Consider the following 15,540-nt stretch of genomic DNA (forward strand, 5'->3'; position numbering starts at 1 on the left):
CGACACGCCACACCCCACCCGGGGGTTCTCCTCACATCAAGCCGACACGCCTGCTACCAACGTCCTGGCCGAGTACATCTAGCCTCGCTGCCATGGCCATCGAATCCACCATGCTTGCCCTCGGCACCCCCGCGCCGCCGTTCTCGCTGCCCGACCCGGCCACCGGCGTCACGGTCAGCCTCGACGACCTGTCCGGCCCCGCCCTCGTCGTCACGTTCATCTGCAACCACTGCCCGTACGTCAAGCACGTCGCGGCCGGGCTCGCCGAGTTGGGCCGCGACCTTGCCGACAAGGGCGTCGCGATGGTCGGCATCTCCAGCAACGACGTCGTCACCTACCCGCAGGACGGGCCCGACGAGATGGTCGCCGAGGCCCGCCGGCACGGCTGGACGTTTCCCTACCTCTACGACGAGACCCAGGACGTCGCCCGGGCCTTCTCCGCCGCCTGCACCCCCGACACGTTCGTCTTCGACGGCGAGCGTCGGCTCGTCTATCGCGGCCAGCTCGACGACTCCCGGCCCGGCAACGAGCTGCCGGTGACCGCCGCCGACGTTCGCGCGGCCGTCGACGCGGTGCTCGCCGGGCGGCCCGTCGACTCAAACCAGCGGCCGTCGATCGGGTGCGGCATCAAGTGGCGTGAGGCCTAGCTAGACCCGTTCGACCGGTCGGCCTGGCGCTTGTGCTTCTCGGCGGTGGCCAGTTGGGCCACGCGGTCCGCCTCGGCGCGCTTGGCCGCCGCCTCGACCAGCTTCTCCTCGGCGTCGCCAACCTTGGCATCGGCGGCCTTGGCCGCGGCCTTTTCGACGGACCGCGTCGTCGCGTCGACCTGGCGTTTGGTCGATTCGACGGCGTTCTTGCGCTCGGCGGCCACCTTGTCGGCCTGCTGCTTGGCCGAGGCGCTGCGCTTCTGCGCGGACTGGGTCGCTTCCCGCTTGCGCTGCTCGGCGGTGGCGCGGGCCTCCTTGATCTCCTGCTCGGTCGCGGCCTCGGCCTCTTGCCGGTCCTCGACGGCCTGGTCGCGGGCGCGCTTGAGCCTGCTGTCGGCCTGCTCGCGCCGGGTCTCCGCCTTGGCGTCCAGCTTCGCGGCGCGGCCGAGCGCGTCGCTGCGCTCGACCAGCGCCGTCCCGCGCTCGACGAGCCTGGGGTCGCCGAGGGCATTGCCGACCGTGGTGTCGAGCATGCCCAGCGAGCGCTCGTAAAAGAGCCGCGCCGGCGCTTCGCTATCGATGCGGGTGACCACCCGCTCCTCGATCACCTGCAGCGGAAAGCGGGCGAGCTGGTAATGAAATCGCAAGAGTGCGACCCGGACTTCGGAAATTTTCATCAAACTGCTCCTGTGTTCGGCCCCGTGGTCAGGGCAGGTCGGCTTCGTTGGCGGCCTCGTCGGCCTGGCGGCGCAGGCGCTGGGCCTCCAGCTTTTCGTTCGCGGCCGCCTGCACCGAGCTCTGATGCTCGGCGGCGGCGTCGACGACTTCTGCTGTCGCGTCCCGCTTTTCCTCACGCTCCGCGGCTTTCGCCTGCTGCACCTCGCGCTGGGCGTTCGCCTCGGCCCGGACGGTCTCCCGGATCGCGCTTTGCTGAGCCGCCTGCTCGGCCGCCCGCTTCTGCGCGGTCCGCTGGGCTTCGATCGAATCTTCGGCCGCCGCGGCCTGGGCGCTGGCCGCGAGACGCTGTTGGGCGCCTTCGACTTTGGCCTCGGCCGCGTTGGCGCGCGCCTCTTCGGCCTCCGCCTCGGCAACGGCCTCGGCGCTGTTGGCCTCCTTGCGTTGGTGCGCCTGGGTCTGTTCGAGCTGGCCCTCGGCGGTCAGCGAATCATTGCCGAAAACAGCGCCGATAACCTCTTTCGCCTTGCCCTTCACCGAGTCGATGAGGCCCTTGCGGGCTTCGTCGGCCTTGTCGTGCTCACTCATACGGTCTCCTTCGGGCGTTGGCCAGCAACGCGCGAATCGATTCGGGTGTTGATTAGGAAGTGGTTCCACAGGCTGGGACCCTCAAACCTTCGTGTGGCCCGGGTCACTGCCCGGCGCGGATGCCGCCCGCGCGTTTGGGCACCGCGCGGCCGGGTACCGCCACGTCGCAACGGAGGGAGCCGGCGTGAGTTACCTGGATTCGGCCAAGGACCAAGTGCTGGGTGTGGTGAAAAAGGTCGTCGCCGCCCAGCCCCGCCGGGCGGCGGCGCAGACCGTCACCATCAAATGCCCGCTCGAACGGATCGAGCAGTTCTGGCGGGACCCCAACCAGATGTCGGTGGTGCTCGGTGACATCGCCGAAGTCAACGCGGCCGGGCAGGACCGCTACCGCTGGCGGCTGCGCAACCAGCCGGAAGTCGTCTGGGAGTCCACGCTGATCCCGGAGCCCGAGGGGCTTCGGTTCGTCGGCGCCGACGACGGCAACCACATCGCGGTCAGCTACCGGCCCGCCCCGCGCGACCTGGGCACCGAGGTCACCTTGCGGGTCAACACGCCGGCGCCCGGGCTGTTGTCGGGGGCCGCGGCGTTCAAGGTGCTGTACCGGCTGCGGGCGCTCATGCAGACCGGCGAGGTGCCGACCATCCAGTCCAACCCCAGCGCGCGGAAGTCCGCGCGGTAAGCGAGAGGCGGCACGCCATGCGCGCACTGTGCTGGAACGGCGTCAACGACTTGTCGGTGGAGACGGTCGACGACCCGAAGATCCTGAATCCCCACGACGCGATCGTCGAGGTCCGGCTGACCACCACCTGCGGCTCGGACCTGCACTTCATCGACGGCTACCTGCCGGGCATGCGCGAAGGCGACGTCTTCGGTCACGAATTCATGGGCGTCGTGGCCGAGACGGGTCGCGAGGTGCGCGACACCAAGGTGGGCGACCGGGTGGTGGTGCCGTCGTTCATCGCGTGCAACCACTGCTGGTATTGCGAGCACGAACTGTATTCGTGCTGCGACACCACCAACCCCAACGCCGAGCTGCAGCAGCCGCTGCTGGGCTACCCGTCGGGCGGAATCTACGGCTACACGCATCCGTTCGGCGGCTACGCGGGTTCGCACGCGCAATACGTCCGGGTCCCCTTCGCCGACGCGAATTGCTTTGCCGTTCCCGGTGATATCGCCGACGAGCAGGCGCTGTTCTTGTCCGACGCGGCGCCCACGGGCTTCATGGGCGCCGACTTCTGCGACATCGCCGGCGGCGACACGGTCGCGGTCTGGGGCGCCGGCGGCGTGGGCCTGATGGCCGCCCGCAGCGCCCTGCTGCTGGGCGCCGAGCGGGCCATCGTCGTCGACCGCATCCCCGAGCGATTGGCCTTGGCCCGCAACGATTTCGGGCTGGAGACGGTCGACTACTCGGCGGTCGACAGCGTGTACGAGGCGCTGCGTGAGATGACCGGCGGCCGCGGCCCGGACGCGTGCATCGACGCCGTCGGCATGGAGGGCCACGGCACCGGAGTGCAGCAGCTCTACGACCGGGCCAAGCAGCTGCTGCGGATGGAAACCGACCGCGCCACCGCGCTGCGGCAGGCCATCTTGGCGTGCCGCAAGGGCGGGGTGGTGTCGGTGCTAGGGGTCTACGGCGTTACCGACAAGTTCCCGACGGGCGTGCTCACCAACAAGGGCCTGACCCTCAAAACGGCCCAGCAGCACGGCCAGCGCTCCGTGACCCGGCTGTTCGATTACATCGAGCAGGGCGACCTCAACCCGGCCAAGCTCATCACCCATGATTTGCCGCTCGAGGACGGCGTGCGCGCCTACGACCTGTTCAAGAACAAACAAGACGGGTGCATCCGGGTGGCGATGCGCCCGGGCGTCAAAGCCCCCGCCCCGAAGCGGCAGAGCCCCGAAAGGACCAGTGTCAGCGATGACCGCGCAACCTCCCGATCCTGACCCCGTGCAGACGCCCGGCCTCGAGCCGGGCGGCGGCGTCGCCCCGGGCACTACCCCGCCGGCCGCGCCGCAGACCTCGGGTGTGGCCCAGCCGCATCCCCCCAACACCCGGCGGTTCACTCCAAGTTCCGTTCTCACCGTCGCCACCGTGTGCGTCTTCGCTGTGGTGTTCGTCGCGGTGGCGGTGCTGCTGATTCTGAAAATGGTTGGAGGGAGCTGATGTCGAACCGATTGACGGTCGGTGCCGAGGACGTTCGGCGGCTGCTGGACGCCCGGGAAGCGGACGCCGCGCTGGTTGCCATCGAGGGCCGCATCGAGGTCGTCACGCCGGCGCAGCTGGAGTCGGCCGACTACCGCGGCGCCCTGCAGATCGCGAGGCGCGACGACGTGGTGCGGCGGGCGGGCGGCCGCGAGCTGTCGGATCCTCAGCTGGCCGAGCAGGCCGAGCAGCTCGACACGGCCGTGCGCAATTTGGGCGCCTGACCCGCTACGGCGCGATTGTGACGGGGTCCCCCACGCGGATGACGCCGGCCGCCACCACCTCGAGGTAAGCCCCAGCGCACGGCTGTGCGCCGGAACCGGTTGCGTTCCAACGGTTTTCGAGCGCTGGCGTGCGCAGGGCCTGCGGGGACCGTGGCAGCGGGCCGTGTTCGAGGGTGGGCACCACGCACCGCGAAGTGGCGGGCAGGCCGCGGAGCCGCACAGTGCCGATGGTGAAACCCTTGCCGAGCCAATGGTTTTCGGTGTAGGGCGGATAGCCCGGCGGCGTCGCGACCACCACGTTGGGCCGGTAGCGCAGCGCTTCGACGCCGATGTGCTCGAGCGTTGCGGTGGTGATCGCATGCAACGGGGCGTCGTCGGTGAACGAGTCGCCAGGGGTCGCCTGGGCGATCTGCAGGATGCGCCCACCGACCTCGGCGTCCAGCCCGAGCTCCAGCAGCTTTTCCGGGTCGGGGCGCTCCACCGTGGCACCGTCGGGCCGCTTGCTGATCAGCCGAACCCGCCGCCCCACCAGGTGCGAGAGCTGTTCGTCGACGTCGGGATCGTCGGCCTCCAGCCGCGTTCCGTCGGGCAGCCCGATGCTCACCCCGCCGGTGCCGGCGTTGGCGGTGCACTTGAGCAGCCCCCGCCACAGCCGCGCCTGCTTGGCGCTGGCGACATACCCGGTCTCGGTGTCGACGAGCGCCAGGCGCCGGTCCCCCTCGGCGCCGTGCTCGTCGACGAACATGCGGTCCACGGTCTCGCCGAGCATCGACTTCACCGGGTAGCGGCGCAGGCTCTCCACCCTCATCTCGGCTTCAGCCGGACCGGCCAAGCTCGTCGGCTCCTCCACCACGCATCCCCACCAGCGGCACTGTCGTCAGAGAAACGGTACCGCCCTCACGCGTCCGGCGACGGGCCGGACAACGACTAATCCGGGCAATACACGGATTCGGCGGCGCTCACCATGCCGGTGACGTCGGCGAACGAGTAGCCTTTTGAGCTCAGGGTCGAGTGGATGTCCGAGGCGATCCCATCCGGCGTCTTGCCGGCCATGCGGTCGGCGCAGATTTGGTGCCCGATCGAGACCATGTCGGACTCGGCCCCGGAGTTCCAGGCGAATCCCAAATTTTTCAGTTTTGCCAGGTAGGTGTCGTCGGTGCTGTCGGCCGTCGCAATTGCGGCGCCGCTGGTGAGGGCGGCGCCAAGCATCACGGGGATCGCAAGTTTGGCTAGCCGGCGAGGTGCAAACATTTCATGCCTTCCTTATCCGTAGGCGTCGTAGGGCTCCGCCAGTATATGGGCGTTCGGAGGCGCAATTAATAAGACCGGTGCAAATCGGCGCCCTCCGGAGCCCTCGAATGCGCGGGTGCTAAAAAGGGTTTATTGCGTCAATTGGCAACTGTTGCCCTAATAAATTATTTGCCACGGTGTCAGTGAGCCAGCAGGCGCTTTTTCTGCTCGGTGAATTCCTCTTCGGTGAGTATTCCGGAGTCGCGCAAAGAGGCCAGCTCGCGCAACTCGGCGGCGATGCTCGTCACCGGGCCGCCCTCCGGAATCTGCGGCGGCGCCGCCGCCTCCCGCGTCGGCGCCCCGATGCGCTCGCGGCGACCCGGCGCACCGGGGCCCGGGCCGGTGCCGGCCATGGCTCGCCCGGCCAAACTCGCCAGGGCCATCTGGCTGAACAGGCTTCCGGCGCTGCCGGCCGAGGCTTCCGCGGCGGCGGTGGTCGCGGCGGGCAACGCCACCGCAAGGGGGCGTATCATCGTCGTCTCGTAGGTCCATGTGGGCGGAACCGACAGTGCCCCAATTGTTTTCGCTTCGCCAAGGCCCGCCGACATCGCCGATCCGCCGGCCAAGTTGGTGATCACCGGGAACGGCGTTGGCGGCACGGGCGCCGTGCCGGGCCAGCTTTGAATTCCCGCCCAGCCACTGACGATGTCGTCGGTGTGGAAACCGGTCAGCGCGCCGACGACGTCGTAGGGAAGAGCGGTCGCGTCGACGGCGAGTCCCCCCGCACCAAGCTCTGGGTCGACGAAAATGCCGCTCAGGCTGCCTAGGAGGTTGATCACGTCGAGCAGGTCGAGCGGCGTGGCTTGGGCCGGGGTCGCCGCGAGGCTGGTCAAGGCGGCAGGCACCGCCTGCGGGGCGCTCGACAACGTGCTCTGAACATTTCCCGCGGAGGTGGCGGTGGCTTGCCCGACGACGGCGGCTTGGGTGGCAGGCCCGCTTTCGCTGGTGGTCCGTGGCGGTGGTGAGAACGGCGTCAGAACCGTCGCGAGCGCCGACGCGGCGGCGTAGCCGTACATGGCGGCGGCGTCTTGGGCCCACATCTCGGCGTACTGCGCCTCGGTGGCGGCGATCGCCGCGGTGTTCTGGCCGAAGATGTTGGTCGCGACCAAGGCCATCAGCTGGGCCCGGTTGGCGGCGATTACCGGCGGCGGCACCGTTTCAGCGAAGGCGGTCTCGTAGGCGGCGGCCGCGGCCTTGGCCTGGTTGGCCGCCTCCTCGGCCCGCGCGGCGGACGTTCTGGTCCAGGACACATAGGGGGCGACCGCGGCGGCCATGGCCACCGCCGACGGGCCCATCCACGGCCCGGCGGTGAGCACCGTGACCTCCGACTGATACGCGCTCGCGGCCCAATGCAGCGAGGCGGCCAGTCCCTCCCAGGCCGCCCCGGCGGCCAGCATCGGTCCCGAGCCTGGGCCGGCATACATCCGCGCCGAATTGATCTCCGGGGGCAATAGCGCGTAATCCATGTCATTTCTCCGATCGGCTCCGATGGCCGCCAGGGCGCTGACGGCTTCCGTGACGGCGTACTGGGCGGCGCGGGACCAGCAAACAATCGCGTTCCTCTAGTACTACATCCCCCGCGCCCCAAATTGACCAGCACCGCGCCGACGGGGCGTCGGAGACTCCCGCGGTGCGACCCGGCACGCGGTGCGGTAGAAGGGTCTGGTGGACGAGCCGCCCCCCATATCGTTCGATTCCTCGGCGCTGCGCGAAGCGATGGTCAGGCGGCTGTACCGCCGAACGATGGCCGAGGGCCAGATCACGGTGCCCGCGGTGCCGGGCCTGCTCGACGAGTACGTGCAGCTGTGCGGCAACCTCTGCGCCAGCCTGGGCGTTTGGTACACGCCCGAAGAGTCCGTCAAGCTCAGGACGGTGCTGGAGGCCGAGCTGGCGAAGGCCTTCAAGGCCTCCCAGCGTTCCGACGTCGTCATCTCGTTCCAGGTTCCGTTCGGAACGGGGATGAACTACCGGGTCAAGGCCGAGTGGCGGACCGTCGAGGCCGACTACGATCACTGGGTCGCCACCAGGCCCCCGCCGCTGTTCGGCACCGAACCGGACGCGCGGGTGATGGCGCTCGCCGGGCAAGCGGGCGACCGGGGCGCCTATCGGGTGCTGGACATCGGCGCGGGAACCGGGCGCAACGCGCTGGCGCTGGCCCGGCTCGGCCACCCGGTGGACGCGGTGGAAATCGCGCCGAACTTCGCCGACGTGATGCGCTCGGAGGTCGAGAACGAATCGCTCGCGATGCGCGTCATCCAGAGCGACGTGTTCACCGCCATGGAAGGCGTCCGCGACGAATACCAGCTGATGATCCTGTCCGAGGTGGTGCCCGACTTCCGGACGACTCACGAGTTACGGGGCGTGTTCGAACTCGCCGTGGACTGCCTGGCCCCCGGCGGCCATCTGGTGTTCAACACCTTCCTGGCGCGCCCCGGCTATACCCCCGACAGCACTGCGCGCGAACTGGGTCAGCAGTGCAACACCATGATCTTCACTCGCGCCGAGGTGACCGCGGCGGCGGCGGGGCTGCCCCTCGAGCTGGTGGCCGACGACTCGGCCTACGAGTACGAGAAGGCGCACCTGCCCGAAGGCGCCTGGCCGCCCACCGGCTGGTTCGAGAATTGGGCCAGCGGCCTCGACGTATTCGATGTCGCGCGGGAGGAGTCGCCGATCGAGTTGCGCTGGCTGGTCTACCGGAAGTCGGGCTGAACTTTCGAATATCGTTGAGTGGGCGGTGTATCGGGAGGTGCGCGATGGGTGCGGTGGAATCGAGCCGGCGCTCGCTGTTGCTGGCGGCTCCACTGCTGCTGGCGGCGCTGGGCGCCGGCGACAAGACCGGCGAGATCGGCGACATCAAGCTTGCGCCGCCACCTGAAACGGGTCCGGATCCAGCCGAAACTTTCGTCCAGCCATACGAGCAGATCGGCTTCCAGCCGTGGGGCAACCTCCCGCCCCACAGCGGCGAAATGGCGAAGCTATACGGGGACTTCGACAAGCCCGGGCCCTACCTGGTCATGATGAAATGGAACCCCGGGTGGTTCAGCGCGCCCCATACCTATGCGACCGACCGGATTCAGGTGGTGGTTTTCGGCACCTGGTTTGTCAACAGCGGCAACGACTTTCGCCCGCAGGATGCGGTTCCGGTCGGCCCCGGCGGCTACGTCAAGCGCGCCGCTCGCACCCCCCACTACGATGGTGTCCCGGCAAACCAGCCCGACCCTGCGGTGATCGCCGTATTCGGGGTGGGTCCCGTCGACCAGAAGCTGGTCGACCCTGGTCAGCCGTCATGGCGCCAGGTCTGACCCCTCAGTACGACGCCGTCAGGTCGCGAGTGGCCGGACCCTCCAGCAGCGTGCCGTCGGGCGCGAACCGCGACCCGTGCAGCGGGCATTCCCACGCCTTGTCGGCGTCGTTCCAGTTCACGATCCCGCCCAGGTGCGGGCACACCGGCGAAACTCGGTGCTCGGCGCCGTCGACTCGGCACCGGGCTTCCAGGTGCCAGGGCGGCCCGCTCACCACGCCGCCCTCCCCGTCGACCGGGTGGCGGCGGCCGGTGCGCGTTACCGGGGTGATCCAACCCTTCGCCAGGTCGAATCCCACCTCGGCGTTGAACTGCATGGCGGTGAACAGCCCAGTCAGCTCGTGCGGGCTCCAGCTGGCGAACGCACGGGCCCAGTCCATCCGCCCGCCCAGGATCCGGCTGGAAAGCGCCAACGCGGCGGCGGGCCCGTTGGTCATCCCCCACTTGTTGAAACCCGTTGCGACAAAGATGGTTTCGCTGTTGGGCAGGATGGGCCCGACGTAGGGCAACTGATCGATCGGCGTGTAGTCCTGGGCCGACCAGAAGTGGGTCTGCTCGGCGCCCGGGTAGTGCTGGCGCGCCCACGACGCCAGTTCCTCGAGCGACTTCGACGGGCTCTTCTTGCGGCCGACGGTATGGCCGGCCCCGCCCACGATGAGCCGCTCCCCGTCGGCGACGGGTGCGTAGCGCACCGAGCGGGTCGGCGAGTCGGTGGAAATCATCATCGGCCGGGTGATGTTGCCCGGAACCTTGAACGCCAGGCAATAGGACCGGCTCGGCTTCACCCGCGCGAAATAGCCGCCGCGATCCAGGATCGGGATGCCGGTGGCGAGCACCAGCTGCCCCGCATCGAGCTCGACGTCCCGCTGTGCGGCGTCGTTGACGTGCACGCGCACCCCCTTGCCGCGGGCCGACACCCGCCGCACGCGGGTGTGTTCGACCAGGCGTCCGCCGCGGTCGAGCAGCTCCTTGGCCAACGAGTCGAGGAACGGCATCGGGTCGAACTGCGCCTGCTCGGGCAGCCGCACCCCGCCGTGGTACGGGAACGGCACGTCGGCGTCGTCGTCCCACACGGCGGGCAGGCCCACCGCCTGACACGCCTTGAGCTCGGCGCGGGCCGACGGCACCCCCTTGGCGGACTGGGCATAGGTGTAGGCGTCCTCGCGCTGCACCGCGATTCCGTGCGACCGGCAGTGGTTGATCACCCAGTCCTGGCCTTCGCGGTTGCCGTCGACGTACGCGCGAGCCAGGTCCTTGCCGTGCCTGGGCAGCACCTTTGACAGGTGGGACCCTTGCAGCAGGCTGATTTTGGCGGTGGTGTTTCCGGTGGCGCCGGCCCCCACCGTGCGCGCCTCCAGCACCAGCACGTCCTTGCCCGCGCGGGTCAACAGGACGGCGGTCATCAGCCCGGTGATCCCGGCGCCCACGACGATGACGTCGGCGGAGCGGGGACCCTGATCAAGCTGGCTTGCAGTCCAAGGCTGTTCGGCCCGATCGGCCAACCATAAAGAAGTCACGGCTGTGCTAGTACCCTCGCGGCCCGCGGGGAAACGGACCGTCAGCCGACGGCGGGGGCCTCGGATCCCGTCTACGCCCGCCTGAGCTGGGCTTTCGCCTCGTTCACCGAATCGGCGGCGGCGCGGCTGGCGCGCTTTGCCTGCTCGTATTTGTCGTCGGCGATGTTGAACTCGCGCTCGGCTTGGCGCAGCACGGCGAGCGCCTCGTCGCAGCGCTGCCGGGCCGCATCGCGTTCTGCCCGCCGCCGCTCCTGGTCGGCGTCGGCCTCGGCCTTCCGTCGCTCGGCGGCGGCCACGGCCGCGTTGAGCTTTTCGGGCCGGCGCTGCGCGGCCGTCTGGCGCGGGGCCCGCTTTTCGGGCTCTTCGGGCTTTTCGGGCGCCGGCCGCGACGGCTCGGACGCCGGCGCCGCGTCACCGAACCCGCCGAACCCCGACCATCGCTCGGGCTTGGCCAGTCGGCCGAGCCGCGCGGTGACGTCGGGGTCGGCCACCGCGGCCTGCAACGTGCTGGTCACGTCGTCGCGGACGGCCGCCGACGGCCGCGCCGACTCGGCCGCGTCGAATGCCGCCCGGGCGAGCTCGCCGATGAGCCGGTGTTGCTCGGCGGACAGCTCCCGGATGCGTTCGCCGTCCATCTCGGCGTGCGCGGCGCGCAGGCGGTCGCCCAGGTCGGCCAGGCGGCGTTTGACGTTCTTGTCCGAGAGCGCCAGCCGGTTGACGATCCAGGCCGCCGTCGTGGGTTTGCGCGCCGCGGAGATCCGGCCGGCGGCCGCGGTGTCGCCGCGTTTCTTGGCCGCGGCGACCAGCTCGGTGCGCCGCGCGGTGAACGCCTCCGGCGCGACCCAGTACAGACTGTCGAGTGCGTCGTCGGCCATGACGCCATTCTCGCCTCACGTTTCAGGTGGAACGCCCCGGGCTACATGAAGCACACCATGGGATGTGACAGCGTGATGAAGTCCGAGGCCGGTCGGCCTCGCCGGTTCCTGCTGGCGGTGTTGGTCGTCGCCGTCGTCGGCGTGGTGGGCGCGTGCTCGCGGCACGGGGTCGCTGCGAAACCGCCTGAGCCGCCGCGGATAAGCGTCACCCCCGCCTCGGGCGCGCATGGCGTCGACCCGGTGACGCCGGTGTCGGTCAAGGCCGACAGCGGCACGCTGGTCGACGTCCGCATGGTCAACGACAGCGGCAAGCCGGTCGACGGCGTCATGACGCCGGACAATTCCGTCTGGAAGCCGACCGTGCCCCTGGGCTACGGGCGCACCTATACGCTGACGATCGCCAGTCGGGGCGCCAACGGCGTTGACAGCAACCAGGTTTCGTCGTTTTCCACGCTGCAGCCGTCCAATCAGACCAAGGTGTCGCTCACGACCACGTCCGAGGCCCCGCTGCGCGACGGCGGGACCTACGGGGTGGGAACGGTGGTCGTCGCCCACTTCGACGAGAAGATCACCGACCGGGCCGCCGCCGAGCGGCAGCTGAAGGTGACCACCCAACCGTCGGTGCCGGGGTCGTGGTCCTGGGTCGACGACCAGAACGCGCACTGGCGGCCCGAGCACTATTACGCGCCGGGCACGGCGGTGACCGCCGAAGCGAAGATCTACGGAATCTCTTTGGGCGGAGGCCTGTTCGGGCAGGAAGACAGCAAGGTGTCGTTCCGGATCGGCGACGCGCACGTGTCCGTCGCCGACGACGCCACCCATCAGGTCAGCGTCTTCGACAACGGGGCCTTGGTCCGCACCATGCCCACGTCCATGGGGATGGGCGGGACCGAAAACGTCGGCGGGCGCACCATCTCGTTGTGGACTCCCCCGGGCGTCTACACCGTCCTCGACAAGGGCAACCCGGTCGTGATGGATTCCTCGACGTTCGGGTTGCCCAAGAACTCGCGCCTCGGGTACCGGGAAACCATCAACTGGGCCACCAAGATCAGCACCGACGGCATCTATCTGCACGAGCTGGACGCGACGGTGTGGGCGCAGGGCCACCGGGACACCTCGCACGGATGCCTGAACCTCAACGCCGACAACGCCAAATGGTTCTATGACTTCTCGGTGCCCGGCGACGTCGTGGAGGTCCGCAACAGCGGCGGCCCGCCGTTGACGCTGGCGCAAAACGGAGACTGGACGCTGAGCTGGGATCAGTGGCGAACGGGCAGCGCCTTGAAGCCCGCCCAGTAAGCACTTTGCCTATCGCGCAACGTTGTTCGCGCCGCCGCGGGCCCGATTCACCGCCTATTCGTGCACCGTCTTCCAAGAGAGTCTTGACTCGGTCCAGATAAGTGGCATATTGGCATTGTGGCCTCAACGGCTGAGTACGCGGAACGTCTGCGGATGGCCGATCTGCGGGTGACCCGGCCCCGGATGGCCGTTCTGGAGGCGGTCCACGACCACCCGCATGCGGACACCGAAACGATCTTTTCGGCGGTCCGAGTGAATCTGCCCGACGTGTCCCGCCAGGCCGTGTATGACGTGCTGAACGCGCTGACCGCCGTGGGACTGGTTCGCCGGATTCAGCCGTTGGGCCTGGTCGCGCGCTACGAGGCCCGGGTCGGCGACAACCACCACCACGTCGTGTGCCGCTCCTGTGGGGTCATCGCCGACGTCGACTGCGCGGTCGGCGAGGCGCCCTGCCTGACCCCTTCGGACGACAACAACGTTCTGGATGGCTTCGTCCTCGACGAGGCCGAAGTCATCTACTGGGGCCTGTGCCCCGACTGCTCCACCGCAGATTTGTAGATCACTGTCCGTGATCGCAGCCCGCATCACCCACCACGGAAAGGAACGTCGTGTCATCCGATATCTCTGAAAGCCGCCCGCCCCACGACGCCAGCAAGACCGCCAGCGTCAGCGAGAGCGAAAACCCGGCAATCCCCTCCCCCAAGCCGAAATCGCATGCGCCCCTTACCAACCGGGACTGGTGGCCGGACCAGATCGACATTTCGACGTTGCACCCGAACAACTCGCAGGCGAGCCCGTACGGCCAAGATTTCGACTACGCCGAGGAGTTCGCCAAGCTCGACGTCGAGGCGCTCAAGCGCGACGTGTTCGAGGTGATGACCACCTCGCAGGACTGGTGGCCCGCCGACTACGGTCACTACGGCGGCCTGTTCATCCGCATGAGCTGGCACGCCGCGGGCACCTACCGCATCTTCGACGGCCGCGGCGGCGGCGGGCAGGGCCTGCAGCGGTTCGCCCCCCTCAACAGCTGGCCGGACAACGTGAGCCTGGACAAGGCGCGCCGGCTGCTGTGGCCGGTCAAGAAGAAGTACGGCAACAAGATCTCGTGGGCGGACCTGATCATCTTCGCCGGCAACTGCGCCCTCGAGTCGATGGGGTTCAAGACCTTCGGGTTCGGCTTCGGCCGCGAGGACGTGTGGGCACCCGAAGAGATTCTGTGGGGCGAAGAGGACACCTGGCTCGGCACCGACAAGCGCTACTCCGGCGAGCGTGAGCTCGCCCAGCCCTACGGCGCGACCACCATGGGCCTGATCTACGTGAATCCGGAGGGGCCCGAGGGCAAGCCGGATCCGATCGCCGCGGCCATCGACATCCGGGAGACGTTCGGCCGGATGGCGATGAACGACGAGGAAACCGCCGCGCTCATCGTCGGCGGGCACAGCTTCGGCAAGACCCACGGCGCCGGCCCCGGCGACCTGGTCGGCCCGGAGCCGGAGGCCGCCCCGATCGAGCAGCAGGGGCTGGGCTGGAAGAGCTCCTACGGCACCGGTGTCGGCAAGGACGCCATCACCAGCGGCCTTGAGGTGGTCTGGACGCCGACCCCGACCAAGTGGGACAACTCCTTCCTGGAGACCCTGTACGGCTACGAGTGGGAGCTCACCAAGAGCCCCGGCGGTGCCTGGCAGTTCGTCGCCAAGGACGGCGCCGGTGCGGGCACCATCCCGGACCCGTTCGGCGGCCCGGGCCGGCAACCGACGATGCTGGTCACCGACATCGCGTTGCGGGAGTCGCCGATCTACCGCGACATCACCCGGCGCTGGCTGGATCACCCCGAAGAGCTGGCGGAGGCGTTCGCCAAGGCCTGGTACAAGCTGCTGCACCGCGACATGGGACCACTCAGCCGCTACCTGGGGCCGTGGGTCGCCGAGCCGCAGCTGTGGCAGGACCCGGTTCCCGACGTCGACCACGAGCTGGTCGACGAGAACGACGTCGCGGCCCTGAAGAGCAAGGTGCTCGAGTCCGGGCTGTCGGTCCCCCAGCTGGTGAAGACGGCGTGGGCGGCGGCGTCGAGCTACCGGCGCACCGACAAGCGCGGCGGCGCCAACGGGGCGCGGTTGCGGCTCGAGCCGCAGCGCAGCTGGGAGGTCAACGAGCCCTCCGAGCTGGACAAGGTGCTGCCCGTGCTGGAACGCATCCAGCAGGACTTCAACGCGTCGGCGTCCGGTGGCAAGAAGATCTCGCTGGCCGACCTGATCGTGCTGGCCGGGTCTGCGGCCGTGGAGAAGGCGGCCAAGGACGCCGGCTACGAGATCACCGTGCACTTCGCGCCCGGGCGCACCGACGCCTCGCAGGAGAACACCGACGTGGAGTCGTTCGCGGTGCTCGAGCCGCGGGCCGACGGGTTCCGCAACTACATCCGTGCCGATGAGAAGGCGCCGCTGGAGCAGCTGCTGCTGGAGCGCGCCTACCTGCTGGGCGTCAGCGGTCCGGAGATGACGGTGCTGCTCGGCGGGCTGCGAGCCCTCGGCGCCAACCACGGCGGCAGCAAGCATGGCGTGTTCACCGACAGGCCCGGCGCGCTGACCAACGACTTCTTCGTCAACCTGCTCGACATGGGCACGGAGTGGAAGGCGTCGGAGAACGCCGAGAACGTCTACGAGGGATTCGACCGCTCCACCGGCCAGCTGAAGTGGACGGCCACCGCCAACGACCTGGTGTTCGGGTCCAACTCGGTGCTGCGCGCGCTGTCGGAGGTCTACGCCCAGGACGACAACCAGGGCAAGTTCGTCGAGGACTTCGTCGCGGCCTGGGTCAAGGTCATGAACGCCGACCGGTTCGACCTGAAGTAGCGGCAAGTCGGGCGGTATATCGCGGGCTCATCGGCCCGCGAGGCGCCGCCCGGCCCGCGACACGTGACTCAC

At 69.1% G+C, this 15,540-nt stretch carries 17 protein-coding genes; 10 read left to right on the top strand and 7 right to left on the bottom strand.

What is annotated here, in order from left to right:
* Positions 1-92: 92 nt before the first annotated feature.
* Positions 93-647 carry a thioredoxin family protein gene (locus AWC19_RS12740; protein ID WP_085078437.1) on the top strand — a complete coding sequence of 185 codons (555 nt, stop codon included), beginning with the start codon at positions 93-95 and terminating at the stop codon, positions 645-647.
* Here the strand turns inward: AWC19_RS12740 and AWC19_RS12745 are convergent.
* Entirely contained in the window at positions 644-1,324 is a 681-nt protein-coding gene (locus AWC19_RS12745; RefSeq protein WP_085078438.1) for an IF2 family translation initiation factor, read from the bottom strand. The genes AWC19_RS12740 and AWC19_RS12745 overlap by 4 nt on opposite strands.
* 28 nt (positions 1,325-1,352) lie before the next feature.
* Complete coding sequence (locus AWC19_RS12750) at positions 1,353-1,910, bottom strand: CsbD family protein (protein WP_085078439.1); 558 nt, start codon at positions 1,908-1,910, stop codon at positions 1,353-1,355.
* 184 nt (positions 1,911-2,094) lie between these two features.
* Between AWC19_RS12750 and AWC19_RS12755 the strand changes: the two genes are divergently transcribed.
* From AWC19_RS12755 to AWC19_RS12770, 4 genes are read left to right on the top strand one after another with little or no spacing between them, the layout of a single operon-like run.
* Positions 2,095-2,589, top strand: a complete 495-nt coding sequence (locus AWC19_RS12755; protein WP_085078440.1) for a hypothetical protein — start codon at positions 2,095-2,097, stop codon at positions 2,587-2,589.
* Between the two features lie 17 nt (positions 2,590-2,606).
* Complete coding sequence (locus AWC19_RS12760) at positions 2,607-3,854, top strand: zinc-dependent alcohol dehydrogenase (RefSeq protein WP_085078441.1); 1,248 nt, start codon at positions 2,607-2,609, stop codon at positions 3,852-3,854.
* Complete coding sequence (locus AWC19_RS12765) at positions 3,829-4,074, top strand: DUF6480 family protein (RefSeq protein ID WP_085078442.1); 246 nt, start codon at positions 3,829-3,831, stop codon at positions 4,072-4,074. The genes AWC19_RS12760 and AWC19_RS12765 overlap by 26 nt, the downstream gene beginning before the upstream one ends.
* On the top strand, positions 4,074-4,337 hold the full coding sequence (locus tag AWC19_RS12770) for a hypothetical protein (protein ID WP_372508578.1): 264 nt from the start codon (positions 4,074-4,076) through the stop codon (positions 4,335-4,337). Before AWC19_RS12765 ends, AWC19_RS12770 begins: the two co-directional genes overlap by 1 nt.
* 4 nt (positions 4,338-4,341) lie before the next feature.
* Here the strand turns inward: AWC19_RS12770 and AWC19_RS12775 are convergent, their stop codons facing one another.
* The 3 genes from AWC19_RS12775 to AWC19_RS12785 form a co-directional block, all read right to left on the bottom strand.
* The gene (locus tag AWC19_RS12775; RefSeq protein ID WP_142281149.1) at positions 4,342-5,145 is read right to left on the bottom strand and encodes an MOSC domain-containing protein; all 804 of its coding nucleotides are present in this window, start codon (positions 5,143-5,145) and stop codon (positions 4,342-4,344) included.
* Positions 5,146-5,264: 119 nt separating this feature from the next.
* Complete coding sequence (locus AWC19_RS12780) at positions 5,265-5,588, bottom strand: DUF732 domain-containing protein (RefSeq protein ID WP_085078443.1); 324 nt, start codon at positions 5,586-5,588, stop codon at positions 5,265-5,267.
* A gap of 179 nt (positions 5,589-5,767) precedes the next feature.
* Complete coding sequence (locus tag AWC19_RS12785) at positions 5,768-7,093, bottom strand: PPE family protein, SVP subgroup (protein WP_085078444.1); 1,326 nt, start codon at positions 7,091-7,093, stop codon at positions 5,768-5,770.
* Between the two features lie 199 nt (positions 7,094-7,292).
* Between AWC19_RS12785 and AWC19_RS12790 the strand changes: the two genes are divergently transcribed.
* Entirely contained in the window at positions 7,293-8,336 is a 1,044-nt protein-coding gene (locus AWC19_RS12790; protein WP_085078445.1) for a class I SAM-dependent methyltransferase, read from the top strand.
* A gap of 44 nt (positions 8,337-8,380) precedes the next feature.
* Positions 8,381-8,929 (top strand): cupin domain-containing protein, encoded by a 549-nt coding sequence (locus AWC19_RS12795; RefSeq protein ID WP_245848933.1) that lies wholly within the window; start codon positions 8,381-8,383, stop codon positions 8,927-8,929.
* A gap of 4 nt (positions 8,930-8,933) precedes the next feature.
* Here the strand turns inward: AWC19_RS12795 and AWC19_RS12800 are convergent, their stop codons facing one another.
* Together AWC19_RS12800 and AWC19_RS12805 are read right to left on the bottom strand one after the other, a co-directional pair.
* Complete coding sequence (locus AWC19_RS12800; protein WP_211284910.1) at positions 8,934-10,445, bottom strand: FAD-dependent oxidoreductase; 1,512 nt, start codon at positions 10,443-10,445, stop codon at positions 8,934-8,936.
* A 71-nt stretch (positions 10,446-10,516) separates the two neighbouring features.
* Complete coding sequence (locus AWC19_RS12805) at positions 10,517-11,320, bottom strand: hypothetical protein (protein WP_085078447.1); 804 nt, start codon at positions 11,318-11,320, stop codon at positions 10,517-10,519.
* A gap of 75 nt (positions 11,321-11,395) precedes the next feature.
* On the opposite strand from AWC19_RS12805, the gene AWC19_RS12810 reads away from it, so the two are divergent.
* The 3 genes from AWC19_RS12810 to katG all read left to right on the top strand — a co-directional run bounded on the left by AWC19_RS12810 (position 11,396) and on the right by katG (position 15,468).
* Positions 11,396-12,619 carry a L,D-transpeptidase gene (locus tag AWC19_RS12810; protein WP_085078520.1) on the top strand — a complete coding sequence of 408 codons (1,224 nt, stop codon included), beginning with the start codon at positions 11,396-11,398 and terminating at the stop codon, positions 12,617-12,619.
* Positions 12,620-12,772: 153 nt separating this feature from the next.
* Positions 12,773-13,177, top strand: coding sequence for a Fur family transcriptional regulator (locus AWC19_RS12815; protein ID WP_085078448.1), 405 nt, complete (start codon positions 12,773-12,775; stop codon positions 13,175-13,177).
* Positions 13,178-13,227: 50 nt separating this feature from the next.
* Positions 13,228-15,468: a catalase/peroxidase HPI gene (gene katG / locus AWC19_RS12820; protein ID WP_085078449.1), complete on the top strand. Its 2,241-nt coding sequence runs from the start codon at positions 13,228-13,230 to the stop codon at positions 15,466-15,468.
* Positions 15,469-15,540: the final 72 nt, after the last annotated feature.

The organism is Mycobacterium palustre (assembly GCF_002101785.1).
In the GTDB taxonomy this organism is placed as follows: Bacteria; Actinomycetota; Actinomycetes; order Mycobacteriales; family Mycobacteriaceae; genus Mycobacterium; species Mycobacterium palustre.